Source organism: Chondromyces crocatus (assembly GCF_001189295.1).
Taxonomy (GTDB): Bacteria; Myxococcota_A; Polyangia; order Polyangiales; family Polyangiaceae; genus Chondromyces; species Chondromyces crocatus.
The window spans coordinates 10,494,652-10,521,550 of record NZ_CP012159.1 but is presented as its reverse complement, the minus strand read 5'-3'; the positions used below and the strand labels follow the sequence as shown (position 1 = coordinate 10,521,550).

The window sequence follows — 26,899 nt, the reverse complement described above, 5'->3', positions numbered from 1 at the left end:
TGCAGCTGGCATGATCTGTTCGGGAATCGTGGACTGCTGCCCCTTCGTCCGACCACCAACGACATGGCCGTGAAGAACGGAGTCGCGGCAGACGCGTCACACGACGAAGCTCGGCGCCGGCGATCGGTCAGTCCGGCGCGATGCCCGAGGGGCTGGTAGGGCAGCGCTCTGCGCGGAGGGGATGCATGAATCCAGCCGGATCCGACGAAGACAGGGGTCTTCCTTCCGTACACCCCCGCGTGGTCGCCCTTACCACCCGGTCAGCCGGTCATGCTACGCTCGTCGCTGCCACGGGGCGGGCCGCCTGCCTGCGGTAGAACCAAGGAGACATCCATGCCTGTTTCAGGACGAGAATTAGCCACACTGGACTTCGGCAACCTGATCGGCGGCCCGCTCAACGCCATCGTCGAGGCGCAGGCCAGGTCGGCCATCACCACCGCCAACTTCATCCGCGAGGTGGGCTTCGACCAGGATGGCAAGGTCATCAACGTCGACTTCAGCTACACCCGCAAGGATGACCAGGGGCAGGATCAGGACTTCACCCTGACGGTCCCCTTCATCACGATGCTCCCGATCCCATACGTCACGGTGGAGAGCGGGACCATCGAGTTCAACGCCAAGATCACCTCGATCACCGAGTCGCACTCGGAGCAGAACTTCGAGCAGGTGGTCGATGCGTCGGCCTCGACCCGGGCGTGGTTCGTGAACGCCTCGGTCCAGTCGAAGACCTCCTACCAGAAGAAGAGCTCGAACTCCGACAAGGAGGAGCGGACCTTCGACATGCACGTGATGGTGCAGGTCAGGAACCAGGACATGCCCTCCGGCACCGAGCGCCTGCTGACCCTCCTCGAGAACGTCATCGAGGAGAAGCAGGTCACCGGAGGAACGATCTCGCTGACCGTCACGACGGATACCACCGCCACCGACACCAAGATCGAGGTTGCTGGCAATCTCGCCGCCGTGGTCCAGGGTGGCACGTTCATGCTCGACGGCGCTCCTCGCACCGTCAGCTCGATCGACACGTCGACCAGCGAGCTGACATTCGCGCCTGCGCTCGCCAACGTGGTCAAGGTAGGCACTCCGGTCACGGTCAAGAACCCCCCCAAGGTGGCCTCGATGGGGACCAGGCGCGCTCCTGCCCCGCTGCCTCCCGGGCCGCAGCCGTCCGTGCCCGCCATGCCGGATCCCCGGACGGCCGCCACCACCGTCGTCACGGAGATGGTGATCGACGGCGACATCTCCAAGTTCACCACCGGCGCCCGTCTCTCGGTCGGCGGGATCAACTACACGATCGTGGGGCTCGACCCCGCGCACAACAAGCTCCTCCTCAGTCGAGGCTGACCCTCGGAGCCGCCGGACCTGGGAGCGCCCGGCGGCTCCATCTCCCCTCCCGCGCGCATGGACCCCCAGAAACCCAAGCTCAAGCTCTCCGACGTGCTCGGCGCCCTCGTCTCCAGCATCGCCTCGGCCCGCAACGTGGCCGACGTCGAGGCCCTCCGCATCGCCGACCGCTACCGCCAGAACGAGATGCTCCGCGGGCTGCCCGTCCCGAGGCTCCGCTTCAGCCGCATCGCGGTCACCCTCCCGATCATGATCACCGGCGTCGTCCCTGCCGTGCAGGCCGAGGCCGCCGTGCCCGGGAGCGTCGCCGAGGCGACCACGAAGGCGCTCGGCGCGGCCCTCGACGCGCTCGCCCCGGTCGACCAGCTCGCGGCGAAGAGCGCCAGCGCAGGCTCCTCCGCGCTTCAGGGCCTCGACGACGAGGAGACCCGCGCCACCGCCGACGCCAGCAAGCGGCTCCTCGATGCCGTCTCCCTCGTCCAGGGCTTCCTCGCCACCTACCAGGCCGACCTCGGGCGCGAGCTCGCCGACGAGCTGCTCGACCTGCACCAGAGGAGCGGCGGCGTGGCCATCTCCGACTCCCTCTTCCGGGAAGCGGCCCGCGAGACCAGCACCAAGGTGCTCCGGCGCCTCCTCCGCCGCACGCTCATGCAAGCGCAGCTGCTGGACCCCACCGCGGGGCGCAGCTTCGACCCGGAGGACGCCCGTCAGCGTGCCGAGGCCGTGCTCGCGATCAAGCCCACCACCACGCTCCTGCAGCAGGTCGCCGAGGCCGCCCAGCGCGCCGCCGTCGTGCGCCCCACCGCGCTGCCGGACCTCGACGTCCTCGTGGACACCGACACCATCAAGAACGCGGGCGGAGGTCCGGCCACGGTCACGCAGCTCCACCTCACCCTCCTCGAAGAAGGCCTGGAGTGGGTGGGCGAGGAGCAGCGCGACGGCTCCCGGGTCTGGAAGCTCACGCAGGAGTGACGCGTGTTCCTCTTCATGCGGATCGAGCGCCTCGGCGCGCACCTCTCGACCTTGAAGGCGCTGATGGACAACTACCAGCGCGGCGACCCGCGCTTCATCACCGACTCCCTCGCCTGGCTGACCACCGGCGAGAAGGTGATGTCCGAGCTGCGCCTCCCGCAGGGCTCGGAGATGTCCGCCCTCCGCAGCCGCATCCTCCGCGTGTCGGACGCCCTCCCTGGCGGCGAGGACCGCACCCGCGCCGTCCTGCGCCGCGCCCAGAACGCCGCCGCCACCGAGGCCCTGGAGCGCGCCGAGGCGGTGATGCGCCAGATCGTCGTGGAAGCCGAGGAGCGCCTGGAGCGCTTCGAGGAGAAGCTCGCCGAGGGCGTCACCACCGCCGCCATGGCCGGCGGCCTCCCTCCCCGGTCTCCCGTCTGGATGGACTGGCTCCGCCAAGTCTGGCACGCCCTCGTCCAGTGCGCGGAGACCCGCTCGCTCACCGTCTACCTGGCCGCCTCGCTCCCCACCCCCGACCGCCTGTTCCTCCTCGACCGCGTCCTCAGCCGCCTCGCCGACGTGAGCAGCGCCGGCTCCGCCGCCAAGCCCGGGTCATGAGCCACCTCGTGCGACCGACGATCCCGTTACCGCCGGAAGGAGTCCGCCCCCATGCCGACCGTGACCAAGACGATCACCGCCGATCTCTGCCCCAGCAAGCCCGACCCGAAGGTTCTCGACCTCGGTGACACCAAGGTCACCGTCACCGTGACCATCGACAGCAAGAGCCCCTTACCTTCCAGCAAGGTGGACCGCTGCGTCGCCGCCGGGAACCAGGAAGTCACCCGCTGCGCGCAGACGATCTCGCAGGAGATCAAGGTCCTGGAAGGCAAGGTGCGCGAGCTCGCCAAGAAGAACGACAGCGAAGGCGCCCAGAAGATGGCCTCCGCTACGTCGGCGAGCGTGCAGAACGCCATCAAGGCATTACAAGGCCGGGTCAATACGGCGGTGCAGGAGCGCCTCCGCAAGGAAGCCCAGGGCGACAGGAACCTGCTCGAAGCCCGCGCCGCGACGGTCGTGAGGACGGCATTCAAAGCCGTCGGCATTGCCAACAAGGTATTCGACCTCATCGCGACTGGCGGCACCGACATCCTCGCCTGGATCAAGCTGGTCAAGAAGATCTACAGCCTCGTCAATACCATCTACGAAGCCTCCAAGGGCGAGGAGCAGCTCCGCGCCGCGCTGCTGAAGAAGATGGGCGCTTACTTCACCGACAAGCAGCGGCAGGTGATCGGGGAAGAAAAGGCGGACAGGACCGCCAAGCAGAACGTCACGCGCTTCGCCAAGACGATCTACGGCAAGGTGAAATCGAAAGCCGATGCCGCCGAGAAGGCCCGGAAGAAATACCGCAATGAGGTCACCAGCATTCGCCAGTCGGTCGACAGCATGTTCACGAACATCGCTGCGCTGGAGACCAAGGTGAAGAAGGCCGGGAGCCTCAAAGAGGGCGTCCAGATCGGCGCCAAGCTGATGGTCGTGAAGCGCAGAGGGAGGGCGGCGAATGACGTCTACCAGAACTGCGAGAGATTCGCCGACGACATGGCCATGCTGCTCACCGAGGCCGGCGTGAAGGTGGACGACGCGACCTTCACCCAGAAAATGGCCAGCCTGAAGCACCCTGGCGAGATGCTCTCCGTGGTCAGGGAGATCGTCAAGGATGTCAAAAGCATCGAGAAGCTGATCGAGAACATCCGTGGTGGGCCCTGATGGGCGATGGCCTTCTCCATCTCGATCCGACGGCCATGGACGCGAGCTGCGATGAAGAAAGGAGCACAGCGTAATGCCCAGACCTTCGCGTGAGGAGCGACAGGTTCAGCGCCATACCGAGCAAGCTCTCAAGGGCGTCGACAAGCGTGGCCGGACGCGGGGAGGCGCCAAGGTCGCCGAGACGCTGAAGGGGCTGGAGGAGAAACAGCCAGGAGCGGTTCAGAAGCTGCTGGAGGCCAGCAAGAAGAAGATTGCTCCCAAGAGCGTCAATGGCGAGAACATCTATTCGGGCTCATGGCGAGGATTCGAGAACACCTTTGCGAGCCAGTGGTGGGACCGTCAGCCGAAACCATGGACGTGCTACCTCTGCAAGAAGCCCATCGTCAAAGGCGCCGCGGGCGCTGACGGACCCTCCATCGAGCACAAGGTCCCCTGGGCCCGCTTGAAGACCGAGATCCGCACGGTCGACGTGTGCTGCAATGGCACCCACTGGAGCGTCACCTTGACGAAAGACGTTCGCGCCGTGCTGCAGGATGCGAGCAACCTGGCCCCGGCGCACAAGGGCTGCAACAGCAAGAAGAACGGGCCGAAGGACTCTGACTCCATTGCACCCCAGCGCGTGGGCGATTGCCCTGGCTCGAGCTGCTCCATGCGGAAGGGGAAGTAGCGCGTCGCCGAGGCGCCATCACGGGTCGAGGGAGCTGGCACGCGCGAGCCCCACGAGGACCGGACGCTCCGGTGGCTGTGGCCAATGAGCATGGCGCTCTGCGCTGCGATGGGCTCACCCGTCGAGCTCCGCGCGCCCTGATGAGCGATGTGGAGCCGGTGGCGAATGTCTCATGCGCCATAGAGTTCATTCCAGAGTTCACGCACGAGAGGGGTCAATGTGAAGGCATCCTCCAGATCTGCGTCGAATGACGCCCAGTATTCGACTTGATCTCGGTGGAGACCCGGATGCCGACGGATGACCGTCGCCAGAGTGCTCCATGCGGCTTCGCCCGTGCCGCCGTCGCGTTGCATCAGGTCATTGACCACGTCCAGCGTCAGCTCCACGAGGACCTGTCGCTCCAGATCCCCGTACGCGGCATTCTGGTAGGCGTCGACGTACCTGTAGAAGTGGGCCTCGCTCCGGAACTCCTCCGGCAGCTCATAGGCCCAGTCCTGGGTGTAAGGGCCCCCTTCTGGAAGTCCGAGGTCCGCGCATAGCCTCCGGATTGCTGCAAGTTGGGTTTTGACCATCGCGTTCCCCTCCGTTGCGCCTGTGCGCCGAGCAGCGGTCACCTCAGCTCGAACGTGAGCCGATCGCGCCAGCCAAACCTGACATCCTGCTCCTCGGCCTTTCGCAGGATGGCGACGAGCCGGTCGAATCCCTCCCCGAGATGTCTCCTGGACGCCTCCGCGTGGAGCCAGACGATTCGCACGGGCCGCTCCACGTCCGTCGACAACTGGTCCCAGAGTGCGTCGAGGTTGAAGCCATCGTGAGGGCCAAAGGCGAGCCGGGGCGCGAGCGCCCGATGGACGTCCTGCTCGGTGACGCGTCGCGCGTTGCAGAGGGGGGAGGGATCAGCGTGCGAAGGCGGGACTCATCCTGGCCAGCTCGGCGCGGGCCGCCTCTGCGATCTTCGTGTCGAGGTTGACGTTCGTGACATCCTGCACGTTGAAAGCGACCTGCTTTCCATCGGGCTGCGTGATGACCGGCGCGTTCTTCGCGGTCTTCGACCGGTCCACGACGCTGGCCTCGCCCTTCGAGCGACAGAGGATCCGGTTCTCCTTCAGGTCGACCACGGCCACGACGAACTTCGCGTCGCCTCCGGTGACGAACCGGACCTGATCTCTGGACGACGGGAGTGTGCTCTTCGACGAGTCCTTCACCGGCTGGTACTCCGTCGCCTTCACGATGGCGACCACGCGCCGCGCGGCCAGCCGATCGATCTCCTCTCGCTCCGCGACCAGTTGGTCGAGCTGCTCGTAGGATCGCCGTTCCTTTTCGACGCGCGCCAGGAAGATGCTCGGCCCGTGCGCACCCGCCTCGCGGAAGTCGCGGGCGTCGAGGTTGACGAGCAGCTTCCTGGGCTCACTGGCGAGCGTCGGGTCGAGCGCATCGAGCGACCCAGCGCACTTCTCCGGAGCGCTCGGCGTCGCATCGAGCAGTGCGCTGGTGCCCCGCAGCTTGTCGATGAGCGTCTGTCGCGCCGCGTCGCTCGTCTGCACCTTCTGCCAGCTCTCCTCGGGAACCCAGGACCTCACCTTGTCCTGCTGGATCGAGAAATAATTGGCGCCGCTCGGGCGCTTGCCCAGGTCGGTGAACATCGCGTACGTGGTGCCGTCTTTGCGCATGTGCTGCCGCTTGGCGGCATGCTCGAAGGGGGTTTTCCCGTCGCGGCCGAGCTCGAAGCCGCTCTGTGCGATCGCCTTCACGAGCGCGCTCCCGTCCGCCGTCGTCTCGCCGCTGATGCCGTAGTCGCTGCTCGGGTCGGCGTCGCAGCGGTCGACCTGGGTCACGCCGGGCAGGTTCATGGTTGCATAAGGACCGCAGACACTCGGCTTTTCGCAGCCGGCACAGGCGAGGAGAAGGGCGCCTGCGATCTGCAGACGAAGGGACGGAGCCATCATGCGCGCAGGCTACGGGGGGACGCCCAGAAACCCAAGGATTTCGAGGCTTGGCGACCTGCGCGGCGCGGTGGCGTGTGCTGCGTCCACCTGCCGGCAGCCGCAGGTTCTTGCGCCGACGAGCGAGTCGACTTTACTTCCCCGGATGCGCGCGAAAGTCGACGCCTCCTCCCTCCTCTGCATCATCGCGTTGCCGCTCCTGCTGGCTGCCTGCAAGGCCGAGGCGCCTGCACCGGAGCCAACCGGGGCACCCTCCACGGCAATCAGCATCGAGGGCCTCGACCTGCACGCGCCGCTGCCCGACCTGCTGACCTCGGGCCAGCCCTCCGCCGCGCAGTGGGCGTCGCTCCGGGACCGCGGCGTGACCACGGTGATCAACCTGCGTCCCACCGACGAGCTGCCAGGCCGCGACGTGGCTGCGGAGGTCGCCGCCGCGGGCCTGCGCTACCACCCGCTCCCGATCGCCGGGGCCCGGGACATCACCTTCGAGAACGCGGCGCTGGTGCAGTCCTGGCTGGATGCGGCGAGCGGGAAGGTGCTGCTGCACTGCGCTTCCAGCAACCGGTCCGGCGCGCTGGTGGCCTTGATGGCTTCACGCAAGGGGATGGAGAAGGAGCGCGCGCTGGAGCTCGGTCGCGCCGCGGGCATGACGAGCACCGAGGCGCGGGTGCGGGAGCTGGTTCCCTGACGGGATCTCTCCTTCGGTCGAGAGTCATGCGAAGGGGCGGAATCCTGAGACCGGCGCCTGGTCGTGCTCTCAGCGCTCGATTGTCGCAAGACATCTCGACAACCCCCATTCGGTGTCATCCGTAGCGCGGGCGGCAGCCTCACTCAGGCCAGGCCAGAGTCCGACGGATAGCAGCCGTTTTCATTTCCGCATCGGCTTCAACATCCTTCCAGTGAAACATGTATCGCCGAGCGAATTTGGACACACCCCACGCGCGGTACTGAGCGACGTGGTGAAGCTCGTGGGTCCACCACGCATAGTCGGCCCCAGGGTCGCTCGAAAAGACAATGATGTTGTCGATGGTCACGGCGTGGTTTGCAGTCCCGAAGAGCTTCTTGCTGCCGTTGATGGCTGCGGGCAGCGAGATGGTCGCTTGGCCAATGAGAAAGCGTGCGGAGTCCAGCAACTCGGAGGGGAAATGCTCTTTCAGCATGAGCTTCACATGGTCAGGTAGTGGATTTGCTTGCTCTGCGTACTGATGCTTGGCCGAGTTGATGGCTGTCGCCAGCGGTGTGGCCAAGACATCGACGAGAGATGCATCTCCATGGACCACATCATCGATAAGGGTCGTGGCAGTCGCGGACTGCTCTGTCGTGAATCGCAGGGGAGCAAGCGCCATCTCCGCGATGAACCCGCCCGTTTTGCCGCTGATGGTCCCCGCGCCAGATACGAGCAGGTTCGATACCTTGTGGTTGACCTTGTTGATGACGCGGGCACCCTCCGACGTCACCGCTGTGTACGGCTGGATGGGCTGAACGACGATTGCGCTGATGGCCTTCCCCGGAGACTGTTCGCCCTTGATGGTTCCGATAACGGTTTTCGTCGTTTTGATGGGGACCGTGACGGGAGCGGTCAGGGCGGAAAGCGCCTTCTTGAGGAACTTCGGCTTCGCAGCGACTGGGCTGGCGGTGCCGAGGAGTGAGATGGCGACCACGACGCTGAGCAGATACTTGGACATCTCCGCCTCCTCTTCGTCTTTGAGTGACCCCGGAAAGCCGACCCCACAACCCTGCTGAACGGTGACTGAAGGACGGACACCCCCTCGTGGCTACAGTTCCCGCCAGAGTGGTGAAAGTGACCAACCGCTTGTCGACCCTCCTGGAGGAGGGTGACGAGGTTCCTGGAGGAGGGTGTCGAGGTTCCTGGAGGAGGGTGTCGAGGTTCCTGGAGGAGGGTGTCGAGGTTCCTGGAGGAAGGGGTCGAAGCTCCAGGAGGAAGGTGTCGACCTTCCTGAAGGAGGGTGTCGAGGTTCCTGGAGGAAGGTCTCGACCCTCCTGGAGGAGGGTGTCGAGGCTCCAGGAGGAAGGTGTCGAGGTTCCTGAAGGAGGGTGTCGAGGCTCCAGGAGGAAGGTGTCGAGGTTCCTGAAGGAGGGTGTCGAGGTTCCAGGAGGAAGGTCTCGACCCTCCTGGAGGAGGGTGTCGAGGTTCCTGAAGGAGGGTGTCGAGGTTCCTGGAGGAAGGTGTCGAAGCTCCTGGAGGAAGGTGTCGACCTTCCTGCCTGAAGGTGCTCGCAGTGCCTCTCCAGAAGGAACCCAGCCCCTCACGTCGCCCTATCTCTCTGAAACCATTGAATGAGGTCTCTGTGCGATTCGCTCGCACCCGCCAGTCGCGCCGTCACGAAGCCTGGACCTGGTTTCCGTGAAATTGGAATGAATCAAAATCGTCAGACCCGCCCTTGACGGTTGATTCTCCGCCATTAACATCCTTGCCACGATTGCGTTGCATTGCGCAATCGAACCGGCACTGCCTGGCAGGGTCCGAGCGGGATTCGCTCGCGACGACTGCTGCCGAGGTGAGAGCCAGGAGGAGACCATGGCTGGACCGTTAAACCCCATCGTGGGCGAGCGTGAATTCAATGGCGCGGAGTTCGACTACCTGATCGACCTCGAACCGAGCGCGTTGATGGGTCTGAAGACGGCGCAACGGGGCTTCGCGAGGGTTCTCGGCGAGATCGTCGGGAACGAGGTCGAGTGGGCAGAGAAGGCGGGCGTCACTGCTGCCGACATGACCCATCTCGCGCTCCTGAACCAGCGCATTGCACGGCTCGATGAGTACCTGGCGCCGGTGCAGAAGTTCGCCGAGATGCTCAGCGAGACGCGCTACGTCCTCGAAGACCGACGTCAGCACATCGTCCTGAACATCGGGGCGTCCGTGGAGCGCCGCGGCAAGGAGATGCCGGAGCTTCTGGCGAGATACCAGAAGACCCGCGCTTATCGCTCGGCTGCGGGCAAGAAGGCTGCGAAGACGCGGCAGCGGAATGCCCAGGAGCAGGAGGCGGAGGCCAGGGCACTCGAAGCAGACCCGGATGCGGAGCTGCTGGACGAGGCGCTGGAGGCCGAGCCGTGTGGGGAGGTGGGCTGATGGCGAAGGCTGAACCGGTCCCCGGGCCGGCGGTCGCGCGCTGAATTCACGCTCATTCGGTCGTCATTGACCGGCTGAATGCCGGATGAATGGCCCTGTGGCCAGTGCAAAGGTCGGCGAGGGAGAGCCTCGCCGGCCTTTTGCTTTGTCGATCCACGCTGCTGCACGCTGCCCATGCGGGGCCGAGCGTCGTCGCTCCGTGCTGCCGGGCGGCGCTATCGCGGGACCAGCACCAGCTTTCCGAACACCTGGCCAGCCTCCAGCCGTGCGTGCGCGGTGGATGCCTCGCCGAGGGGCAGGGTCGCCTCGATCACGGGCTTCAGTCGGCCGGTGCGCACCAGGTCGAAGATCTCGTGGAGGGCCGTGGCGAGGGCGGCGACGTCGATGGAGTTGAGGCTGAGGGTCGAGACGGTCAACGACCGCTGGAATCCCGCCAGCAGGCCGGTCCCGAAATCAGGGGGAGGGAAGCCGCCAGCAGCGCCGCACACCACGAGGCGCCCGTTGTCTCGGAGCTTGCCGATGAAGGTGGCGAAGTCGGGGCCGGCCACGTTGTCGATGATGACGTCGAAGGCCTCGGTGTTCGTGGCGGCGCGGTCGAGCAGCTCCACGGCGCCCAGGGGCTTCAAGCGGTCGCCGCGCTCGGGGGTGGAGGTCGTGACGGCCACGGTGGCGCCCGCGTGGGCGGCGAGCTGGGTCGCCAGGGTGCCGATGCCGCCGGCGGCACCGCGGACGAGGACGCGCTCGCCAGGGCCGAGGTGGGCGCGGTCGAGGGCGATCTTGGCGACCATCGCGTTCACGCCGAGGGCCACGGCGTCGACGGCGGTGATGTCGTCGGGCAAGGCGATCAAGGCCTCGGGGGCGACGACGGCTTGCTCGGCGTAGCCGCCCAGCTGCACGAGCGCGAACACGCGGCGGCCCAGCCAGGTGGGGTCGGTGCCTTCGCCCAGCGCGGTGACGGTGCCAGCGATCTCCAGGCCAGGGACGAAGCCGCCTTCGCTGGGGGCGCCGAACGCGCCGCGGTACGCGCCGGAGCGGAGCAGGACGTCGGCCAGCCCGACGCCCGCAGCGTCGATGGTGACGAGGGCCTTGCCAGCGGTGGGCGTGGGCGCGGGTACGTCCTGCAGGACGAGCTTCTCCGGGCCGCCGAAGTCGCGGATCGTGACTGCCTTCATGGTGTTATCCTTCTCGCCGCCGGTGCCTCCACGGCTGAGCGTGGTCGGGTGTGCGGTAAACGGAATGAGCTTCCGTTTGATTAAGCGGAATCGTATTCCATTTGTCAAGGTGCATGCCCTCGTGAAGTCCAGCGCCCCTCCCTCCGACCGACCTTTGAGAGCGGACGCGCGGCGCAACCGTGACGCGCTGCTGGCCACGGCGCGCGAGGCGTTCGCGGCGGGCGAGCTGGATGTGCGGATCGAGGAGATCGCGCGGCGCGCCGGGGTGGGGGTCGGGACGCTGTACCGGCACTTCGAGACGCGGGAGGCGATGATCGAGGCGGTCTACCGGCAGGAGATCGAGCTGCTGTGCGGGTCGGCGGCCGCGCTGCTGGAGGCGTTGCCCCCGGACGAGGCGCTGACGGCGTTCCTGGAGCGGCTGGTGGACCACGTGGTGAAGCACCTGGGGCTGGCCGCAGCGCTCGCGGCGGTGATGGCGTCCGCTTCGCCAGCGTTCGCGCACGGGAACCAGAAGCTGCTGGAGGCGGTGGCGCTGCTGATGGATGCCGCCGCCGCTGCGGGGCAGATCCGGGCCGACGTGAAGCCGGAGACGGTGCTGATGGCGCTGGGCGGGCTGTGCACGGCGCGCGGGCAGCCAGGGTGGGAGGAGGGGGCGCGGGGGGTGATCGGGTTGCTGGTGGACGGGCTGCGGTTCGGGGTGGGGTCAGGCGCGAAGGGGGCGGTGAGCGCGCCAGGCGCGAAGGGGGCGGCGGTTGCGTCAGGCGTGGAGAGGGCAGCGGGCGCGCCGCGGCGCAAGAGGGTCGCCGTGAGGAGAGGGTGATGGATCAGAGCGTGAAGGACCTGTTCGCGGCTCGGGACAGCGGGGACAAGGAGTCGTCGTACGAGGCGCTGGTGAAGCTCTTCGCGCTCGCGGAGCAGCCGGTGGACTGGGCCTACGAGGTCTGGGGGACGCTGGTCGACGACCTGAGTCACGCGGACATGCACAAGCGGTCATTCTCGGCGCAGATGCTGTCACGGCTCTCGCAGAGCGACCCCGAGGGGCGGATGCTGAAGGACTTCCCGGCGGTGGCGGCGGTGATGCAGGACGAGAGCTTCGTCGTGGCGCGACACACGATGCAGTCGATCTGGCGCGTGGGGCTGGGGGGGCCTGCGCAGGTGGCGCTGGTGCTGGCGGCGCTCTCGGCGCGGTTCCGCGGGGGCGAGGGGGAGAAGAACGCGTCGCTGGTGCGCACGGATGTGATCAAGAGCTTGCGCTTCCTGGCGGATGCCGTGGGCGACGCGGGGGAAATCGAGAAGCACGCCGGGGCGCTGATGGACGCTGAGCCCGACGAGAAGGCGCGGAAGAAGCAGCGGGCGGCGTGGAAGAACCCGGGGCGCTGAGGGGAGCGCGGTTCCGGTAGGTGGGCGCGACTCCGGCCGTCTCTGCGGGGTCGTGGCAAGAGCGTGCTGGTGCTCCTGGCATTGCGCTGCGTGGCTCAGTTGAAGTCGAAGAAGGGGACGTACGTGCCAGCGAAGCCGCCGAGGTAGGCGCCGCCGACGCCGCCTTGCTCGAATTCGAGGCCAGGGGCGTAGCCGCCCGTGACGGCGAGGAGCACGGAATACTTCGAGCTGCCGAGGAGGACACCGGCCTGGGCGCCGAAGACGAAGGCGGAGGCGGCGTTGGGCTTGGCGAGGGAGCCGTCCTTGCCGCTGACGGTGATGTACTGGCCGAGGTCGAGGAGCGAGAGCTGGAGGTGCGCGCCGATGACGTGGCGGGGGAGCACCTGGAGCGCGAAGCCCACGGGGAGGGAGAGCTGGGGGGCGAAGAGGGTGTCGGAGCCGACGGGGCCTGTCGGGGTGCGCTGCCAGCGCTGGGCGCCGGCGAAGCCGACGGAAGCACCGAGGGAGAGGACGGTGGTGCCGCCGCGGTTGGCGCGGTCGGTGCCGACGTCGATGAGGGACTGGATGGCCTTCTTGCGCTCCTCGTGGCGGAGGGCTTCGAGTTCGGCCTCGGTGCGCTCGGGTTCGCCTTCGCGGGAGGTTGCGCTGTAGGTGGCGGCGTAGGCGGCGAAGCTGCTGAGGAGGGCCATGCCCTTGGTGAGCTGGTCTTCGCTGACGGAGACGGGGCACACGCGCTGGCCTTCGCACTGCTGCTGGTAGAGCACGGTGACGAGGCCGGTGGCGGCGGCGGCGCCCTCGGAGACGTCGCGGTTCAGCACGGAGTTGATGAGGGCGCGCGAGGGCGGCACGAACTGCTGGAGGGCCTGGGCGCGCTCGGCGGGGTACTTCTCGATGACGTCGAGCAGGATGTTGGCGGAGGCCTTCGCGGTCTGGCGGACGGTGGTGCCGGGCGCGGGGCGGAAGACGTCGATGGCGCGGGCGAGCATGGGGCGCAGCTCGGGCCAGGCTTTGTCGATGCTCTGGAGGGCGGTCTTGCAAACGGGGCTGGGGTTCTCGAATTCGAGGTCCAGCTCGGCCTTGAGCTGCTCGGCGGCGCACTCGCCCTTGCGGAGGCACTCGCGGACGACGGCGATGCCGGCGCCGATGGCGCAGCGCCACTGGGCGTCGCGCAGCTCGGTGGGGGGGTCGACCTGGCGTTGCTTGAGGCTGGCCTGGCCGGAGGCTGACGGCGGGGTCGTGGCAGGCATGGGGAGGGCGCCGAGGTCGAGGAGCAAGGCCTGGACGTCGCGCTCGGTGCCGAGGGACTGGCCGCTGGTGAGGCCCTCGGTGAGGCGCTCGACGTTGCGGAGGATGGGGAGCACGTCCTCGGGGAGGCCGGTGCGTTCGAGGGCGCGGTAGGCGAGGCGGGCGAGGTCGCTGGCGAGGGCGCGGGTGAGGAGGGTGGAGCCCGAGGCGAGGGACTCGATGGGGAGGGCCTCGACGACCTGGCAGGTCTTGTCGAAGACGCGGGCGCCGCCGGTCTTGTCGGAGGCCTTGCCGATGTTGGCGAAGAGGGGCTGGCCGCCGGTGATCTCCTGGGCGTACTGGAGCTCGCAGACCGTGTCGCGGACGAGGTTCTTGGTGAGGCGCTCGGCGTTCGACTTCGCGCGCTCGAAGGCGACCTCGGCGAGGACGCGGAGGAGGTCTTCGGCGAAGGGGGTGAGGGGGTCGAGGGAGCGGCTGCGCGAGAACGAGGTGGTGAGGAAGTCGGGGTCGCCGCCGAGGATCTCGGTGAGTTCGATGGTGAGGTCGCCACGGGAGGCGGGAAGGGCGTCCGTGGAGGCGAGCTGTTCGAGGTCGACGGGCTTGCCGGTGACGGTGACGGTGCGGTCGGTGGCGGTGGTGCCGAAGAGGTAGGTGAGGTTGTGGGCGGTGTCTTTCTCGTGGCTGTAGGTGGCGACCTCGGCGCTGCAGAGGACGTCGAGATCCCGGAGGTCCTGGGGCTGGGTGAGCGAGGCGCCCGGCAAGGCGTGGAGGGAGATGCGGCGGACCGGGGAGAGGTTGACCGACGGGTCCCACTCGACGAGGGCGATGTCGGCCTGTGCGCCCTGTGCCGTGCCGGCTTTGTGGGAGATGGAGCAGCGGGTGCGGGCGAGGGGAACGCGGGTGGCCTTGACCTGGTAGACCCTGCGGTTGAGGCGGTAGGGCGCGCCGGTGTCGAACCGGGCGGCTGGGGCAGGGGTGATGGCGACGCTTCGCTGCTGGGGCGGTCGCTGGGCTTCGGGGGTCTCGGTGGCGGTGGTGCCGGAGCCCGCCGGGGTGGAGCCCAGGGGGGCGCCGAGCGTGGGCGTGCAGGCGGTGGCGAGGAGGCACGCTGCACCGAGGAGAAGGGGCTTCACGGGGGGGTCTCCAGCTGTCGGGCCGTGGTGTGGATCCAGGTCGAGAGGCGGTCGGTGCGGGTGTAGATGCCGCCGTCGCCGCACCGGAGGAGGGCGTCGCGGACCGCGCGGGAGGTGACGGCCACGATGCGCAGGCCCTGGTCCGTGGTTTCGAGGACGGGTCCGCCGCTGTCGCCGGAGCAGGTGTCGTTGCGCGCGCCGCGGCCGATCAGCATCTCGAGGTCGGGGATGCAGCCGCTGGTGGCGCTGGTCTGGGCGTCGCAGCCCCAGCCGCGGGGATGGACGTCCGCGAAGTGGCGGCGGCCGAGGGAGCGCTCGCCGGAGGGGTCGATGGCGCCGTACCCGATGAGGCGGAGGGGATCGGTCGGGGCCATGGTGTCGGTGGCCGTGCGGAGGGGGAGCGGTGAGACGGTGGTCGGGCGGCTGAGCTTGAGCAGGGCGAGGTCGACGAGGCGCAAGGGAGGGACGCGCGAGGCCACGACGGGGATGACCTCGGCGGGGGCGGTGGCGTCACGGCCGAGACGGGCATGGATGAGCGGGAGGCAATGGCGCGCGGTGAGGACCACCGAGGGGGCGATGAGGGTGCCGGTACAGGCAAGGCCGCGGGCGTTGGCGAGCGCGACGATGGCCTCGTGCGGCGAGGAGGGGGCCTTCGCGAGGGGAGGCTCGGTGTGCTCCTCGGCGTCGTCGAAGCACTTCTTGTGGAGGCAGGAGCCTGGGAGGGCACGCGGGTCGGTCGGCGGGGCCGAGGCCGCCGGGCGGGAGGTGTCGAGCGCGCGCGGAGGTGGCAGAGCCTGGGCGTGGGCGCCGAGCGCGGCGCAGGCGATGCCCGTGGTGAGGGCTGGCCACAGCAGGTGCGAGGCTCGCCAGGGCAAGGGCGAGGGTCGTCGCGGAGACTCCTGCATGATGGCGAGCACATCATGGTGGGTCAGCCATGGCAATTCAGGGGACCCCTGGAAACGCCGTGGATTGGCGTGGCGTGGGGCGCCTTCCGCTGCAGATGGCGTCAGCCGGAGTTCATGCGCGTGTCACGGCGCGGTCAGGGACATCACGGTTGAGTCTGGTCGAGGCGCGCACGAGATCACGCAGTGACGGGTCCGCAGGAATTGCGCGTCCCGGACATTACATTCGAACTGACGCTGCGCAGCAGAGAATGCTAAATACGCGGCGCGTATGCTGAAGTTCACCGAGGAGAAGGTGCTCGACGTCCACCACTGGACCGACAGTCTGTTCACCATCAAGGCCACCCGCAGCGCCGGGTTCCGCTTCGTGAACGGACAGTTCGTGATGCTCGGCATGAGCGTCGAAGGCAGGCCGCTGTTGCGGGCGTACTCGATGGCGAGCGCGAGCTACGAGGAGACGCTGGAGTTCTACTCGATCAAGGTCCCGAACGGGCCGCTGACGTCGAGGCTGCAGCACATCAAGGTCGGCGATTCGCTGCTGGTGGGGACGAAGCCGACCGGCACGCTGGTCACCGGCAACCTGGTCCCCGGCAAGCACCTGTGGCTCCTGGCGACGGGCACGGGACTCGCGCCGTTCCTCAGCATCATCAAGGACTACGAGGTCTACGAGAAGTTCGACCGGGTGATCCTGACGCACACGTGCCGCAACGTGGCGGATCTCGCGTACGCGAAGTTCATCCGTGAGGAGCTGCCGCAGAACGAGTTCTTCGGCGAGATGGTGAAGAAGAAGCTCGTCTACTACCCGACGGTGACGCGCGAGAACTTCAAGACACCGGGGCGGATCACGCACCTGCTCAAGACGGGGAAGATCTTCCACGATCTCGATCTGCCTCCGATGCACCCCGAGCGCGATCGGGTGATGCTCTGCGGGAGCCCCGAGATGCTGACCGAGACGAGCACGCTGCTCGAAGAGATGGGCTTCACCGAGGGCAACAGCGGCGAGCCGGGTCACTACCTGATCGAGAAGGCGTTCTCGGTGAAGTGAACACCGGGGGGGGCGGTGTCGGCGCCGTCGTCGACGCTCATGGGGTGGTGGTGTCGCGACGCTCGGGAGCAGGGGATGGGCAATGGGCGCCCGTCTCGATCCAGGCGGCGATCAGCTCACCGAAGGCTCGCTGCGTTCCCGGGGCCGGTTCGCGATCCGGTCCAGGGGCCCAGGCCCAGCCGACGAGGGTGTCTTCGGCCATGTGGTGGTGAAGCGCGGTGAGGGTCTTGCCGCCGTTGCGCTGGGGGTCTTTGAGCTGCTCGCAGATCTGGGTGAGGGATCGGTCGAGCCAGGCCATCGCAGCAGGGGCGAGCGCCCAGTGGGGGTCGCCAGGGATGCTGCGGAGGGTGGCACCCTGAAGGGCGATGTTGGTGGCCTGGTGGCACGAGGCGCACGGGAGGCCAGGGGGACCGTGGCCGTCAGGGCCGCCAATGACGGCAGGGGTGTGCGGCTGGTGATGCATGCCTTGCCGGGGGACACCGTCGGCAGGGTGGCAGTTGGTGCACCGGGGATGGGTGAGGACGCGGCCGGCTTCCGTGAAGAGGGCGATGGAGCGGGCGGCAGGGTCGGTGATCGTGGAGAAGGCCGAGGGAGGCTGGAGCGGCTGTGCAGGGGGTGGCGGTGCGGGCGTGAGGGGCGACGCGGAGGCGTCACTGGCCTCGGGCGGGGGAGGGGACGGCGTGGAGGGCTTGCAGGCCGTGAGCGAGGCGCCGCCGAGCAGCACGAGGAGCGAGGCGCCGCCGAGCAGCACGAGGAGCGAGGCGCCGCCGAGCAGCACGAGGGCTGCGAGGACGAGGTTTCGCGGGTGGCAGGGAGGCGTCACGGGGCCAGAGGAGGGTAGCGGGTCCTGGCGTGGGGGTCGGAGGGATCTGGGGGCTCAGGTCGTGGAGGCAGGGGGCGTCGAAGGAGATGGCGGGATGTCGTCGCGTGCGAGGAGGCTGTGGACGGAGAACTCGAAGGCGTCGAAGGGCTCGGCGCGGATGCGCTCGTGGTTCTCGGCGGTCAGCGCGAGCAGGTAGCCGTCGTGGGTCCATCGGTAGACCCAGAGGACCGCGATGTCGGGATCGAGGATCCAGTAGTGCGGGACCCGGTTGCGGGCATAGACGCGCAGTTTCCTGAAGAGATCGTTCTGCTTGCTGGAGGGGGACAGGATCTCGCAGGCCCAGTCGGGCCGAAGCGAGACGGGCGTCTCTTCAGGCAAGCGAGGTAGGCGCTCGCGCCGCCAGCCGACGATGTCCGGTCGGAGGATCTGGTGCCGCTCGAAGGCGATCTCCACCTCGGTGGCGATGAGCCAGCCACCCGGGCCTCTGCCGCCAGCGCGAGGACCGTAGGCACCCGTGATCTCGGCCGTGAGCTCGGCCTGGGCAGCACCGTGCCGAAGGCTGGGCAGCGCCTTGGGGACGAGGGCGCCGTCGATGATCTCGTGAAAGCGCTCGTCCGCAGGCAGGGCGAGGAGATCGATGGCCGTGGCGAGGTTCGGGCCAGGTGCGGCGCTCGACATGCGGGGCAGGGTACCTGCTGGGAGGTGATGCGGCCAGAGGACGAGGGTGACCGAAGGCTGAGCTGCGCCGGTGCGGGGCTACCTGTCGGTGAGGCGCTTGCTCCGGGAGAGGATGAACTCGATCACGGCGCGCACTGCGGGATTGAGTGCTTGCTTCGGGTAGACGAGCGAGAAGGTCCGCTTGCGACCATTGCGAGAGGGGAGCACCTCGACGAGGTCACCTGCCTTGCACTCCGATTCCACCATGAAGTGGTAGATCTGGCAGATCCCCACGCCGCCTCGGGCCAGGAAGATTGCGGCGTGGGGGTCGTCGAAGGAGCGAATCGAGCCGGAGGGGAGGAGCTCTTCGTCCGGGTTCGTGAAGATCCACGGCAAGGTCCGGCCGGCGCGAGGGAGGACGAAGGGGAGGAGTGTGTGCTCTGCGAGCTCTTCGACAGAGCGCGGGGTGCCACGTCGTTCGAGGTAGCGGGGGCTCGCGAAGAGGCCCAGGGTCGCCTCGCCGAGCTTCCTGGAGACGAGGCTCTCGTCCTCGATGCGGCCGAGCCGCACCGCGAGGTCGCAGCCTTCTCGCACGAAATCCACGACCATGTTGCTCACCTGGAGATCCAGCTCGACGGCGGGGTGTACGTCGGTGAAGCCTTCGAGGTGAGGGACCAGGCGGTGGAGGCCCCAGGTGGTCGGGATGCTGATGCGCACCCGGCCTCGGACGACGCCTCGCTCGTGGACGAGCTGCTCGGCCGAGGCGAGCTTCTCCAGCGCCGGTCGAACCTCCTCGTAGTACCGGGCCGCGGCCGGTGTGGCGCGAAGCTGGCGTGTCGTGCGCCGGAACAGCACCACGCCCAGGGAGGCTTCGAGCTTGGCGATGGCGCGGCTGACCGCTGCCGGTCGGAGGTGCAGCAGCCGCGCGGCACGGGTGAACGAGCCCTCCTCGAAGGTCCGACAGAACGCGACGAGGAGCGGGAGGGAGATCTCGGGGAAGGCAGGCCTCGTTCGTTCATTCACAGAACAACTCTTTCGTTCCCACAGAGCGTACCCAGGGGGCGATGCGCGAAGCAATCTGAGGCCACCGAACGCTCCAGCAAGGAGCCAACGAAAGGCATTCCCATGCGTCATTCCACCACCTGTGCCGTCCTCTCCAGCCGTGACCCCGAGGCGCCGTCGGCGCACCGCTCCCGGCGCGCGCTCCTCTCCCTGCTGCTCGCGGGCTCGCTCGGGGCCGTGGTGTCGTCGGTCGGTTGCGGAGGCGCGGAGACGACGCCAGGAGGTCGCGGTGACTCTGCTGCGCCGGAGGAGAAGCCCGCCGTGCTGGTGGTGCTCTCGAGCCGGAACGAGCTGGAGCTGCGCGATGGGCGGGTGTTCGCGACCGGTTACTACCTCAACGAGCTGATCGTGCCGGTGCGCGCGATGATCGACGCAGGCCTGGAGCCGGTGTTCGCCAACCCGGCCGGGAATCCTGCCGTCGTGGATCCCCACTCGGTCAGCGCGGCCTACTTCGGGAACGACGAGGAGGAACTCGGAAAGGCGCTCGCCCTGCGGGACAGCCTCGATGGGCTGCGGCAGCCCCGGCGCCTCGCGGAGGTGGTGTCCGAGGGGCTCGACAGGTACGCGGGGGTGTTCTTTCCCGGCGGGCACGCACCGATGGGGGATCTGCTCGTCGACCAGGATGTGGGGCGTACGCTGCGGTTTTTCCACGAAGCGGGTCGTCCCACCGGGCTCCTTTGCCATGGGCCGATCGCGCTGCTCGCGGCGCTGGAGGATGCGAACGGGTTCGTGAATGCGCTGGTGAGCCGCGAGGGGGCGCCGCCAGCGGAGGTGCCGTCAGGATGGCCCTACGCGGGCTACCAGCTCACGGTCTTCAGCACGGCCGAAGAGGCGGCCGTGGAGGAGGGAGGGCCCGCGGCGATGCTCGGGGGGCGGGTGCGGTTCTATCCGGAAGCTGCGCTGCGCGGCGCCGGGGCAGACGTGGTGGTGGGCGAGGCCTGGCAGAGTCACGTCGTCGTCGACCGGGAGCTCTATACGGCGCAGCAGCCAGCGTCGGACGGGGAGTTCGCTGCGCGGTTCATTCCGGCGCTCGTCGCAGCGGCGCGTGAGCGACGGTGAGCGGTCGATGCGAGCGACGGTGAGCGGTTGGTGCGAGCGGCGGTGAGCGCTCAGAAGGTACCCGAGAGGCCCGCGAAGCCGCCACCCGTGAGCGGGGTGAAGGCGATGTCGAGGCTGGGGGGGCGTCGGGCGTCGGCGGAGGGCTCGCTGCTGGAGCCAGAGGTGAGAAAGAGGATGGTGGCGACGCCGAGCGAGACGATGCCGACGCCGAAGCCGATGTCGGAGACGATGAGCTTGCTGCGGACTGCGCCGATGTCGCTGCTGGAGCAGCGGGGGGCGCAGGTGTCTTCGAGGTCGCCCTTCTGGCTCAGGCCGAGCAGGCCGAAGGTGGCACCGACGCCGAGGCCGGCGACGCCGACGCCACCGAGGATCCAGGCGAGTGCGGGCGGGCCGCGGTGATCGGGCGGCGGGGACTCGGAGGCGCTCGGAGAAGGAGGGGACGCCGTGGGTTCGGGCGCGAAGGAGACGCTGATCGCGCGAAGCTTCTCGCCTTCACGGATGACCTGGCGCTGCTCGATGGGGTCGGCGCCGTCGATCTCGAAGCGGAGCAGGTGTTCGCCCGGATCGACCGGGATGGCCGTGCCTTCGAGGCGCTCGCGGACGAGCTGGCCGTCGATGTGGAGGCGGACGCTGGCGGTCTCTTTCCCAGCGGTGTCCTTGACATGGAAGACGACGGTGGGCTGGCTGGCTTCGATCTCCTGGTGCCAGCGGGCGCAGTCGCCGCGGACGACGGCGGGGCAGGCGTCGGAGGCGCAGAGGAGGGCCTTCTCGCGGGCCGCCTGGAGCTTGCTCTCCTGGCGCAAGGACTGGGCGTCTTCGTAGGCCGCAGCGCACTGGCGCTTGGTGGGGGCGGCGCTCGCTTCGAGCGGCGCGGCAGCGAGGAGAAGGGGGGTGAGCGCGACCGCGAGCGCGAGGGGGGGAGGCTTCGGCTTCGCGTGGGTCACATGCACTCCGGCTTGATGCGGCGGATACCGCGAGCGTCGACAGTATAGGGGGGGTTGCAGGAGGTGCGCGGTGGCTTCGTGGTGCCGGTGGTGCTCCGTGGGGTGGCGCCGTGGGGGGTCGGGGCTGTGGTGCCAGAGGGGGCGGCAGCGGGGGTCGGGGCGGTGAGGGCCGCGGCGGTGGGATCGGGAGGGGGTGCGGCGGGAGCGACGGTGGGCGCCGAAGGGGCAGAGGCGAGCGACGCAGCAAGGGCAGGCGCCGGGGTCTCGGCGTCGACGGCGGTGCTGGGGGAACTCGCGCGGGGGGCGGCCGAGGCGCTGGCGAGGTCCGTGGTGGATGCAGGTTGCGGGGCGCCGCCGAGGGTGAGGGTGAGGGTCGCGGCGAGTCCCCCGAGGGCGGCTGCGACGACCACGAGCAAGGCCGGGCGGAGGGGACCGGCAGGCGACGAGGGGATGGCCGTCGGACCCGAAGGCGAGGGCTGAGGCTGAGGCTGAGGAGGTGGTGGCGCCGCGGAGACGCGGGTGGCGCTCCAGCTCGGGGGCGGCGTGGGGGGACCCGAGGGGACGGTGGTGGAAGGCGCGGTGGCGGAGGGCGCGGTGGTGGACTGGGGCCCCTGAGAGGGATGGGTCGGGATGGGCAGCGCAGGGATCACCGCGGGAAATGCCGACGAGGAGGGCGCTGCTGGCGATGCCGACGAGGGGCCCGCCGCAGGCGCCGTCGACGAGGAGACCTCCGCAGGAGACGTCGACGAAGGGGGGGCCGAGGAAGGGACGAGGGGGAAGGCGATCGGGCGGGAGACGCTCTCGATGTCCTGGATCTGTCGGGCGCGACGGGAGATGGCGGCGCTGGCGAGCTGCTCGACCCAGGCACCGATCTGGCGGGGAGACGCGATGCCGGTGGCGTCCTCGAGGGCGACAGCCATGTCCCAGGCCGAGGTGAAGCGGTCCTCTGGGTCCTGGGCGAGGCCGCGCATGACGATGTCGTCGAGCGCAGGGGGCAGGTCCGGGACGAGCTGGGAAGGCGGCGTGATGTTGCCGCCGAGGATCTTCACGATGATCGCGCCCTCGTTGTCGCCGGTGAAGAGCCTGCGCCCGGTGAGCAGCTCCCAGAGGACGATGGCGGCGCCGTAGACGTCCGTCCTCGGATCGACGGGCTGGGCGCGGAGCTGTTCAGGCGCCATGTAGGCGATCTTGCCTTTGATCTGGCCCTCACGGGTGGTGTGGAGGCGACCGCGGGCCTTGGCGACGCCGAAGTCGAGCACGCGGGGGACGCCGTCGATGCCCACGAGGATGTTCTCGGGAGAGACGTCTCGGTGGACGATGCCGAGGGGTTCCCCCTGCTCGTTCGTGGCGATGTGGGCGGCGTGGAGGCCGTGCAAGGCGCCGCCGACGATGCTGGCGGCGATGGTCGGTGGGGCGCCGGCGTCGCGCTCGCGGTGGGCGCGGATGAGGCGGGCGAGGCTCTCTCCCTGCACGTACTCCATGACGAGGAGCAGCTCGGCGTCGAGCGCGACGACATCCAGGGTGGGCACCACGTTGGGGTGCTGGATACGGGCCGCGACCCTCGCTTCGTCGAGGAACATCGCGGTGAACTCGGGGTCCTGGGCGTGCTGCGGGTGGAGCCGCTTGATGGCGACGGTGCGAGAGAAGCCCGCTTCGCTGACGAGGCGCCCGAAATGGACGGTGGCCATGCCGCCGGAGGCGATGGCGCCGTGGAGCGCGTAACGACCCACGATTCGCTCGGCTGAGCGCTGCCCGGACACGAGGGCGACGGTATCAGATCCGCGGAGGTGGGGGGTCGCCGTGCACACGCCCGCATGAGGCGGTGACGCCGAGGTCGGTCGGAGAGAGGCTGCGCGGCGTCGAAATACGCGTCGACGTCACCTCAGACCTCGCGCTTGACGAGGAGGGCGGTGAGGTCGTCGTTCTGACGGGAGGAGCCGGCGAACTCGCGCAGCATCGAGAGCAGGGTGGCGAGGATCTGGTCGACGGGGTTCTCGTGGATGCGGGCGATGAGCTCGCCGACGCGCTCGGGGCCCAGCTCTTCGCCGGCCGCGTTCTGGTACTCGTAGAAGCCGTCGGTGAGCAGGACGAGCAGGTCGCCGGGGTCCATGTGGATGGGCGGCGGCGGCTCGACGTCGATCTCGGGGAACATGCCGAGGGGCGTGGTGGAGGTCTCTCGCCAGACGATCTCGCCCGTGGTGGCCCGGTAGTGGAGGACGGGGCCCTGGCCGGCGGCGTGGAACCGGACCTGGTGCTGGATCGGGTCGAGGACGCCGAGGAAAGCGGTGATGAAGCGGTCGCCCGGGAGGTCCTGCACGAGCTGCTGGTTGATGTGGTTGAGCAGCAAGGGGAGGTCGGCGGAGAGGCGGAGCCCGAGCCGGAGCATGGCGCGGAGCTGGGTGATGTTCAGCGCCGGGCCGATCCCGTGGCCGGTGGCGTCGGCCACGAGGAGCAGCAGGGGGGAGGCCTCGGCGTGCTGATCCAGCGGGATGATGTCGTAGATGTCGCCGCCCGTGGCGTCGGCAGGCTGGTTGTAGGCCGAGAGGGTGTAGCCAGGGCAGGGGGGCAGGCGGCGGACGAGGACGTTCTGCTGGATGTCGCGCGCGATGGCCATGTCGTGCTGCAGCTTCAGCTTGATCAGGCGCTCCTCGAGAAGGAGCGTGCGCTGGATGGCCACCGCGGCCTGGGCCGCGAGGAGTTCGGCGACCGTCTGGTCGTCCCAGGTGAACTGGTCGCCGCTCGTGTTCAGCATCTGGAGAACGCCGACCAGCTCCTGATCGATGCCGACGAGCGGCACGGCGATGAGGCAGCGGGTGCGGAAGCCGGTCTGCCGGTCGACTTCCGGGTTGAAGCGCGGATCGGCGTAGCAGTCATTGACGACGACGGTCTTGCGAGAACGCACACATTCGCCGGCGATGCCGCGATCGGCGGGGAAGCGGATCGCGGTGCCCCCCGTGGCGACGCGCGCGTAAAGCTCCCGTCGGGCCGTGTCGTAGAGGAACACCGTGCCGCGCTCGGCGCCGAGGACCTCGCGCCCCGTGTGAAGGATGAGCTCGAGGACGTCGTCGAGCTCGTGCTGGACCGCGAGGCGACGGGAGACCTCCAGGATCGAGAGCAGCGAGGACGCGTCGACGAGAGAGGGCGTCCGGTCGCGCATGGGGGCCGAGTGTCGTCGAGGCACAAAGGGTGGTCAAGGCGGGGCGCCGGCATCCCCCGGGGAGGAGAGCGGCGTGCTCAGGGGCTGGACGACGGTCGAGCGCGCGCGATGAGCACGCTCGAACCGAGCGGGGCATGCACGAGGCGTGCACGACCTGCCATGTCCACGGTGCATCGGGGGAGGCCCTGATCCTGCTTCTTGCGCTGGAGAGGTCGGTCGGGTGTGCGACCGGCAGACAGGCTGGAGAGAGGAGTCCCCGCTATGGAGGCGTCAGAGCGAACGGTGTCAGTCTGGAAAGAAGAAGTGATGCCCATCACGGCACCCTCTCTGGAAGAGAGTACGACAGCGGACGTATGCATCGTGGGGGCCGGGATCGCGGGACTCACCGCAGCCTATCTGCTCCAGCGCAGCGGCGTGAGCGTGGTGGTGCTGGATCGAGGGCCGATCGGTGGCGGGGAGACGGCGCAGACGACCGCGCACCTGGCGAGCGCGATGGACGAGGGGTTCGAGCAGCTCATCCGGCTGTTCGGCCACGAGGGGGCTCAGCTCGCCTACGAGAGCCACGCGTCGGCGATCGATACGATCGAGGCGATCACCCGAGGTGAAGGGATCGAGTGCGAGTTCGCGCGGGTGGACGGCTACCTCTTCCTGGGCGCAGGGCAGGCGCCGGACCTGCTCGATCGGGAGCTGGAGGCGGCGACGCGGCTGGGGTTCCCCGGGGTGGAGCGGCTGGAGCGGGCGCCGCTCGCGGCATTCGATACGGGACCTTGCCTGCGGTTCCCCCAGCAGGGGATGTTTCACCCGCTCCGCTACCTGGCGGGGCTCGTGGCGGCGGTGCTGCGCGATGGAGGGCGGGTGTTCGAGGGGACGCCGGTGACCCACGTCGACGGAGGCGAGTCCCCCACCGTGTGGACGCGGGACGGGCTGCACGTGCGTGCGAAGGCCGTGATCGTGGCGACGAACACGCCGATCAACGACAGGTTCGCGATCCACACGAAGCAGGCGCCTTACCGCTCGTACGCGGTGGCGCTGCCCGTGCCGGAGCTGGGCGTGCCGCGGGGTCTCTACTGGGACACCGAGGATCCGTACCACTACGCGCGTCTGCACCGGGTGCAGCGGGAGGACGGGGGGTTCACCGAGATGGTGATCGTGGGCGGCGAGGATCACAAGACCGGGGAAGCCGATGACGCCGAGGAGCGCTATGCGCGGCTGGAGGCGTGGGCGAGGGCGCGGTTCCCGGTGAGCGGGGAGATGATCGCGCGGTGGTCGGGGCAGGTGATGGAGCCGGTGGACGGGCTCGGGTTCATCGGCGCCGACCCGGGACACAGCAAGAACGTGTACATCGCGACGGGCGACTCGGGGCAGGGGATGACCCACGGGACGATCGCCGGGATGCTGCTGAGCGACTTGATCTCGGGGCGCGAGAACCCCTGGACGTCCCTCTACAACCCACGGCGCAGGACGCTGCGGGCGGTGGGAGAGTACGCGCGCGAGAACCTGAAGGTGGCGCGTCACTACGCCGAATGGCTGGGGCGGGCGCCGCTCTCGACGCCCGACGACATCCCGCGCGGTGGTGGCTCCGTCGTGCAGCGGGGGATCCACAAGGTCGCGGTGTACCGGGACGAGGAGGGGTCGCTCCACGAGGTGTCGGCGGTGTGCTCTCACCTCGGGGGCGTGGTGCACTGGAACAGCGAGGAGAAGAGCTGGGATTGTCCGTGCCACGGGTCACGGTTCTCGCCGACCGGCGAGGTGCTGCAAGGGCCGGCCTTCGAGCCGCTCGAAGAGGTGCGGGAGCCAGGGGCGGGTGACGAGGACCAGGAGCCGGAGGCGCCAGAGGAGCTACAGAGGAAGGCCTCCTGACGCACACCGCAGGACGCGCCGCGCGATGCCCGCCGGCTGGAGCGAGCCGGGGGCGTCGAGGCGCCGCACGATGAACGCGAGACTTTACGCGGTGAATTCGCTGGGGAGCGCGGCCCAGTTGGAGGGAGGCCGCACGGCATAGCTCAGGGCCAGGACCTCGATGAGGACCACGCGGTAGATCTCGTGGACGTCGTCGACGTTCACGTCGTTGGCATTGGCCTCGAGCGCCGCGTCGAGGTGCTCCTGCACGAAGGCGAGGACATCGGGCTGCTCCATGGCGATGACGTCGTCGGAGTCGACGGCTTCGGCCGGGTCCGCGAGGCGGATCTGCTCGTCGAGGGCGAGCGCCTCTTCGACGCTGGTCAGGCCGGTCTCGTTGACCTCCTGGAGGTCCTTGTCGAAGGTCTCGTCGAAGGCGAGCCAGATGGCGAGGGTCAGGAAGTAGCCGAGGGCGAGCGCCGTCTCGTCCAGGGGGCGCGACAAGACAGCGGAGATGCGCTCGGCGAGGGCTGGCTGGGTGCGCTCGAAGCGGGTGAACGCGTCATCGAGCTGCTGGCGGGAGTCGTCGTCGTCCTCCGCGAGTTGCTCCTCGATCTGCTCCAGGACCCGCGTGGGGACGAGGGCATAGGAGGGGACGGGACGAATGGCGGCACGACGGACCCACACGCAGCCCAAGCTAGCACACGGCTGGCGGCGGGTAGCCAAC

The 26,899-nt window shown here is 68.8% G+C and carries 26 protein-coding genes and 1 pseudogene; 13 read left to right on the top strand and 14 right to left on the bottom strand.

Features of this window, described 5'->3' with window-relative positions; genetic code table 11:
• The first annotated feature begins 333 nt into the window (after positions 1-333).
• From CMC5_RS38185 to CMC5_RS38165, 5 genes are all read left to right on the top strand, one after another.
• Positions 334-1,341: a DUF2589 domain-containing protein gene (locus tag CMC5_RS38185; protein WP_050435012.1), complete on the top strand. Its 1,008-nt coding sequence runs from the start codon at positions 334-336 to the stop codon at positions 1,339-1,341.
• A gap of 57 nt (positions 1,342-1,398) precedes the next feature.
• Positions 1,399-2,313: a hypothetical protein gene (locus tag CMC5_RS38180; RefSeq protein ID WP_050435011.1), complete on the top strand. Its 915-nt coding sequence runs from the start codon at positions 1,399-1,401 to the stop codon at positions 2,311-2,313.
• 3 nt (positions 2,314-2,316) lie between these two features.
• Positions 2,317-2,910, top strand: a complete 594-nt coding sequence (locus CMC5_RS45415; RefSeq protein ID WP_050435010.1) for a hypothetical protein — start codon at positions 2,317-2,319, stop codon at positions 2,908-2,910.
• 51 nt (positions 2,911-2,961) lie between these two features.
• The gene (locus CMC5_RS38170; protein WP_050435009.1) at positions 2,962-4,056 is read left to right on the top strand and encodes a hypothetical protein; all 1,095 of its coding nucleotides are present in this window, start codon (positions 2,962-2,964) and stop codon (positions 4,054-4,056) included.
• A 73-nt stretch (positions 4,057-4,129) separates the two neighbouring features.
• The gene (locus tag CMC5_RS38165) at positions 4,130-4,723 is read left to right on the top strand and encodes a hypothetical protein (RefSeq protein ID WP_050435008.1); all 594 of its coding nucleotides are present in this window, start codon (positions 4,130-4,132) and stop codon (positions 4,721-4,723) included.
• Between the two features lie 170 nt (positions 4,724-4,893).
• On the opposite strand, the gene CMC5_RS38160 is transcribed toward CMC5_RS38165, so the two are convergent.
• The 3 genes and pseudogenes from CMC5_RS38160 to CMC5_RS38150 all read right to left on the bottom strand — a co-directional run bounded on the left by CMC5_RS38160 (position 4,894) and on the right by CMC5_RS38150 (position 6,669).
• Entirely contained in the window at positions 4,894-5,295 is a 402-nt protein-coding gene (locus tag CMC5_RS38160) for a hypothetical protein (protein WP_050435006.1), read from the bottom strand.
• Positions 5,296-5,333: 38 nt separating this feature from the next.
• Positions 5,334-5,579, bottom strand: a pseudogene (locus CMC5_RS38155) (barstar family protein); the annotation flags it as partial.
• 40 nt (positions 5,580-5,619) lie between these two features.
• Positions 5,620-6,669 carry a hypothetical protein gene (locus CMC5_RS38150; protein ID WP_156339166.1) on the bottom strand — a complete coding sequence of 350 codons (1,050 nt, stop codon included), beginning with the start codon at positions 6,667-6,669 and terminating at the stop codon, positions 5,620-5,622.
• A gap of 142 nt (positions 6,670-6,811) precedes the next feature.
• On the opposite strand from CMC5_RS38150, the gene CMC5_RS38145 reads away from it, so the two are divergent.
• Positions 6,812-7,354 (top strand): protein tyrosine phosphatase family protein, encoded by a 543-nt coding sequence (locus tag CMC5_RS38145; protein ID WP_050435004.1) that lies wholly within the window; start codon positions 6,812-6,814, stop codon positions 7,352-7,354.
• 139 nt (positions 7,355-7,493) lie between these two features.
• Here the strand turns inward: CMC5_RS38145 and CMC5_RS38140 are convergent, their stop codons facing one another.
• Positions 7,494-8,351: an eCIS core domain-containing protein gene (locus tag CMC5_RS38140; protein WP_050435003.1), complete on the bottom strand. Its 858-nt coding sequence runs from the start codon at positions 8,349-8,351 to the stop codon at positions 7,494-7,496.
• An 86-nt stretch (positions 8,352-8,437) separates the two neighbouring features.
• On the opposite strand from CMC5_RS38140, the gene CMC5_RS45410 reads away from it, so the two are divergent.
• On the top strand, positions 8,438-8,968 hold the full coding sequence (locus CMC5_RS45410; protein ID WP_156339165.1) for a hypothetical protein: 531 nt from the start codon (positions 8,438-8,440) through the stop codon (positions 8,966-8,968).
• A 237-nt stretch (positions 8,969-9,205) separates the two neighbouring features.
• A complete protein-coding gene (locus CMC5_RS38135) occupies positions 9,206-9,754 on the top strand; it encodes a hypothetical protein (RefSeq protein WP_156339164.1) in 549 nt (182 codons plus the stop codon).
• Positions 9,755-9,969: 215 nt separating this feature from the next.
• Here the strand turns inward: CMC5_RS38135 and CMC5_RS38130 are convergent, their stop codons facing one another.
• Complete coding sequence (locus CMC5_RS38130) at positions 9,970-10,926, bottom strand: quinone oxidoreductase family protein (RefSeq protein ID WP_050435001.1); 957 nt, start codon at positions 10,924-10,926, stop codon at positions 9,970-9,972.
• Positions 10,927-11,047: 121 nt separating this feature from the next.
• Here CMC5_RS38130 and CMC5_RS48200 point away from each other — a divergent pair, with 121 nt between their 5' ends.
• The gene (locus CMC5_RS48200; RefSeq protein ID WP_245678108.1) at positions 11,048-11,746 is read left to right on the top strand and encodes a TetR/AcrR family transcriptional regulator; all 699 of its coding nucleotides are present in this window, start codon (positions 11,048-11,050) and stop codon (positions 11,744-11,746) included.
• On the top strand, positions 11,746-12,306 hold the full coding sequence (locus CMC5_RS38120; protein WP_050435000.1) for a hypothetical protein: 561 nt from the start codon (positions 11,746-11,748) through the stop codon (positions 12,304-12,306). The genes CMC5_RS48200 and CMC5_RS38120 overlap by 1 nt, the downstream gene beginning before the upstream one ends.
• 95 nt (positions 12,307-12,401) lie before the next feature.
• Here the strand turns inward: CMC5_RS38120 and CMC5_RS38115 are convergent, their stop codons facing one another.
• Positions 12,402-14,684: a hypothetical protein gene (locus tag CMC5_RS38115; protein WP_050434999.1), complete on the bottom strand. Its 2,283-nt coding sequence runs from the start codon at positions 14,682-14,684 to the stop codon at positions 12,402-12,404.
• Positions 14,681-15,559 (bottom strand): S1 family peptidase, encoded by an 879-nt coding sequence (locus CMC5_RS38110; RefSeq protein ID WP_218920171.1) that lies wholly within the window; start codon positions 15,557-15,559, stop codon positions 14,681-14,683. Before CMC5_RS38110 ends, CMC5_RS38115 begins: the two co-directional genes overlap by 4 nt.
• A 298-nt stretch (positions 15,560-15,857) precedes the next feature.
• On the opposite strand from CMC5_RS38110, the gene CMC5_RS38105 reads away from it, so the two are divergent.
• The gene (locus CMC5_RS38105; RefSeq protein WP_050434997.1) at positions 15,858-16,631 is read left to right on the top strand and encodes a ferredoxin--NADP reductase; all 774 of its coding nucleotides are present in this window, start codon (positions 15,858-15,860) and stop codon (positions 16,629-16,631) included.
• Positions 16,632-16,668: 37 nt separating this feature from the next.
• Here the strand turns inward: CMC5_RS38105 and CMC5_RS38100 are convergent, their stop codons facing one another.
• The 3 genes from CMC5_RS38100 to CMC5_RS38090 all read right to left on the bottom strand — a co-directional run bounded on the left by CMC5_RS38100 (position 16,669) and on the right by CMC5_RS38090 (position 19,134).
• Positions 16,669-17,382, bottom strand: coding sequence for an Isoquinoline 1-oxidoreductase subunit (locus tag CMC5_RS38100; RefSeq protein WP_425394844.1), 714 nt, complete (start codon positions 17,380-17,382; stop codon positions 16,669-16,671).
• Between the two features lie 126 nt (positions 17,383-17,508).
• A complete protein-coding gene (locus CMC5_RS38095; protein ID WP_050434996.1) occupies positions 17,509-18,132 on the bottom strand; it encodes a Uma2 family endonuclease in 624 nt (207 codons plus the stop codon).
• A gap of 78 nt (positions 18,133-18,210) precedes the next feature.
• Complete coding sequence (locus CMC5_RS38090) at positions 18,211-19,134, bottom strand: LysR family transcriptional regulator (RefSeq protein WP_050434995.1); 924 nt, start codon at positions 19,132-19,134, stop codon at positions 18,211-18,213.
• Positions 19,135-19,236: 102 nt separating this feature from the next.
• Between CMC5_RS38090 and CMC5_RS38085 the strand changes: the two genes are divergently transcribed.
• Positions 19,237-20,232 carry a type 1 glutamine amidotransferase domain-containing protein gene (locus CMC5_RS38085; RefSeq protein ID WP_179955501.1) on the top strand — a complete coding sequence of 332 codons (996 nt, stop codon included), beginning with the start codon at positions 19,237-19,239 and terminating at the stop codon, positions 20,230-20,232.
• A 50-nt stretch (positions 20,233-20,282) separates the two neighbouring features.
• Here CMC5_RS38085 and CMC5_RS38080 read toward each other — a convergent pair whose 3' ends face one another.
• The 3 genes from CMC5_RS38080 to CMC5_RS38070 form a co-directional block, all read right to left on the bottom strand.
• Positions 20,283-21,176, bottom strand: a complete 894-nt coding sequence (locus CMC5_RS38080) for a hypothetical protein (RefSeq protein ID WP_050434994.1) — start codon at positions 21,174-21,176, stop codon at positions 20,283-20,285.
• Positions 21,173-22,906 (bottom strand): serine/threonine-protein kinase, encoded by a 1,734-nt coding sequence (locus CMC5_RS38075; protein ID WP_245678104.1) that lies wholly within the window; start codon positions 22,904-22,906, stop codon positions 21,173-21,175. Before CMC5_RS38075 ends, CMC5_RS38080 begins: the two co-directional genes overlap by 4 nt.
• A gap of 152 nt (positions 22,907-23,058) precedes the next feature.
• Complete coding sequence (locus tag CMC5_RS38070) at positions 23,059-24,333, bottom strand: PP2C family protein-serine/threonine phosphatase (RefSeq protein WP_050434992.1); 1,275 nt, start codon at positions 24,331-24,333, stop codon at positions 23,059-23,061.
• 306 nt (positions 24,334-24,639) lie between these two features.
• Here CMC5_RS38070 and CMC5_RS38065 point away from each other — a divergent pair, with 306 nt between their 5' ends.
• Entirely contained in the window at positions 24,640-26,193 is a 1,554-nt protein-coding gene (locus CMC5_RS38065; protein WP_218920169.1) for an FAD-dependent oxidoreductase, read from the top strand.
• 84 nt (positions 26,194-26,277) lie between these two features.
• On the opposite strand, the gene CMC5_RS38060 is transcribed toward CMC5_RS38065, so the two are convergent.
• On the bottom strand, positions 26,278-26,859 hold the full coding sequence (locus CMC5_RS38060; protein WP_050434991.1) for a hypothetical protein: 582 nt from the start codon (positions 26,857-26,859) through the stop codon (positions 26,278-26,280).
• Between the last annotated feature and the right edge of the window lie 40 nt (positions 26,860-26,899).

Excerpts from the sequence above, each read along its gene's own strand:
- CMC5_RS38185 (WP_050435012.1), top strand. The coding sequence starts at position 334 with ATGCCTGTTTCAGGACGAGAATTAGCCACACTGGACTTCGGCAACCTG.
- CMC5_RS38180 (WP_050435011.1), top strand. The coding sequence starts at position 1,399 with ATGGACCCCCAGAAACCCAAGCTCAAGCTCTCCGACGTGCTCGGCGCC.
- CMC5_RS38170 (WP_050435009.1), top strand. The coding sequence starts at position 2,962 with ATGCCGACCGTGACCAAGACGATCACCGCCGATCTCTGCCCCAGCAAG.
- CMC5_RS38165 (WP_050435008.1), top strand. The coding sequence starts at position 4,130 with ATGCCCAGACCTTCGCGTGAGGAGCGACAGGTTCAGCGCCATACCGAG.
- CMC5_RS38160 (WP_050435006.1), bottom strand. The coding sequence starts at position 5,295 with ATGGTCAAAACCCAACTTGCAGCAATCCGGAGGCTATGCGCGGACCTC.
- CMC5_RS38150 (WP_156339166.1), bottom strand. The coding sequence starts at position 6,669 with ATGATGGCTCCGTCCCTTCGTCTGCAGATCGCAGGCGCCCTTCTCCTC.
- CMC5_RS38145 (WP_050435004.1), top strand. The coding sequence starts at position 6,812 with ATGCGCGCGAAAGTCGACGCCTCCTCCCTCCTCTGCATCATCGCGTTG.
- CMC5_RS38140 (WP_050435003.1), bottom strand. The coding sequence starts at position 8,351 with ATGTCCAAGTATCTGCTCAGCGTCGTGGTCGCCATCTCACTCCTCGGC.
- CMC5_RS38135 (WP_156339164.1), top strand. The coding sequence starts at position 9,206 with ATGGCTGGACCGTTAAACCCCATCGTGGGCGAGCGTGAATTCAATGGC.
- CMC5_RS38130 (WP_050435001.1), bottom strand. The coding sequence starts at position 10,926 with ATGAAGGCAGTCACGATCCGCGACTTCGGCGGCCCGGAGAAGCTCGTC.
- CMC5_RS38120 (WP_050435000.1), top strand. The coding sequence starts at position 11,746 with ATGGATCAGAGCGTGAAGGACCTGTTCGCGGCTCGGGACAGCGGGGAC.
- CMC5_RS38105 (WP_050434997.1), top strand. The coding sequence starts at position 15,858 with ATGCTGAAGTTCACCGAGGAGAAGGTGCTCGACGTCCACCACTGGACC.
- CMC5_RS38095 (WP_050434996.1), bottom strand. The coding sequence starts at position 18,132 with ATGTCGAGCGCCGCACCTGGCCCGAACCTCGCCACGGCCATCGATCTC.
- CMC5_RS38085 (WP_179955501.1), top strand. The coding sequence starts at position 19,237 with ATGCGTCATTCCACCACCTGTGCCGTCCTCTCCAGCCGTGACCCCGAG.
- CMC5_RS38070 (WP_050434992.1), bottom strand. The coding sequence starts at position 24,333 with ATGCGCGACCGGACGCCCTCTCTCGTCGACGCGTCCTCGCTGCTCTCG.
- CMC5_RS38065 (WP_218920169.1), top strand. The coding sequence starts at position 24,640 with ATGCCCATCACGGCACCCTCTCTGGAAGAGAGTACGACAGCGGACGTA.